Origin of the sequence: Cobetia sp. SIMBA_158 (assembly GCF_046566945.1) — a bacterium.
In the GTDB taxonomy this organism is placed as follows: Bacteria; Pseudomonadota; Gammaproteobacteria; order Pseudomonadales; family Halomonadaceae; genus Cobetia; species Cobetia amphilecti.
The window spans coordinates 1-1,121 of record NZ_JAWJYL010000030.1 but is presented as its reverse complement, the minus strand read 5'-3'; the positions used below and the strand labels follow the sequence as shown (position 1 = coordinate 1,121).

At 54.8% G+C, this 1,121-nt stretch carries 1 rRNA gene; it reads left to right on the top strand.

The window, feature by feature from the left end:
• Positions 1–1,071, top strand: a 16S ribosomal RNA gene (locus tag R2R70_RS18805); the annotation flags it as partial.
• Positions 1,072–1,121: the final 50 nt, after the last annotated feature.

Here is a 1,121-nt window from a genome sequence, read left to right as displayed (position 1 = left end):
CGAGGAAAGACATCACTCGCAGAAGAAGCACCGGCTAACTCCGTGCCAGCAGCCGCGGTAATACGGAGGGTGCAAGCGTTAATCGGAATTACTGGGCGTAAAGCGCGCGTAGGTGGCTAAGTCAGCCAGGTGTGAAAGCCCCGGGCTCAACCTGGGAACGGCATCTGGAACTGCTTGGCTAGAGTGCAGGAGAGGAAGGTAGAATTCCCGGTGTAGCGGTGAAATGCGTAGAGATCGGGAGGAATACCAGTGGCGAAGGCGGCCTTCTGGACTGACACTGACACTGAGGTGCGAAAGCGTGGGTAGCAAACAGGATTAGATACCCTGGTAGTCCACGCCGTAAACGATGTCAACTAGCCGTTGGGTCCCTTGAGGACTTAGTGGCGCAGCTAACGCAATAAGTTGACCGCCTGGGGAGTACGGCCGCAAGGTTAAAACTCAAATGAATTGACGGGGGCCCGCACAAGCGGTGGAGCATGTGGTTTAATTCGATGCAACGCGAAGAACCTTACCTACCCTTGACATCCAGAGGACTTTCCAGAGATGGATTGGTGCCTTCGGGAACTCTGAGACAGGTGCTGCATGGCTGTCGTCAGCTCGTGTTGTGAAATGTTGGGTTAAGTCCCGTAACGAGCGCAACCCCTATCCTTATTTGCCAGCGAGTAATGTCGGGAACTCTAAGGAGACTGCCGGTGACAAACCGGAGGAAGGTGGGGACGACGTCAAGTCATCATGGCCCTTACGGGTAGGGCTACACACGTGCTACAATGGCAAGTACAAAGGGTTGCAATACTGCGAAGTGGAGCCAATCCCATAAAGCTTGCCTCAGTCCGGATTGGAGTCTGCAACTCGACTCCATGAAGTCGGAATCGCTAGTAATCGTGGATCAGAATGCCACGGTGAATACGTTCCCGGGCCTTGTACACACCGCCCGTCACACCATGGGAGTGGACTGCACCAGAAGTGGTTAGCCTAACCTTCGGGAGGGCGATCACCACGGTGTGGTTCATGACTGGGGTGAAGTCGTAACAAGGTAGCCCTAGGGGAACCTGGGGCTGGATCACCTCCTTATCGACACTGTCTATCGCTCGCGGCAAGTGCTCACAACGAATTACCTGATC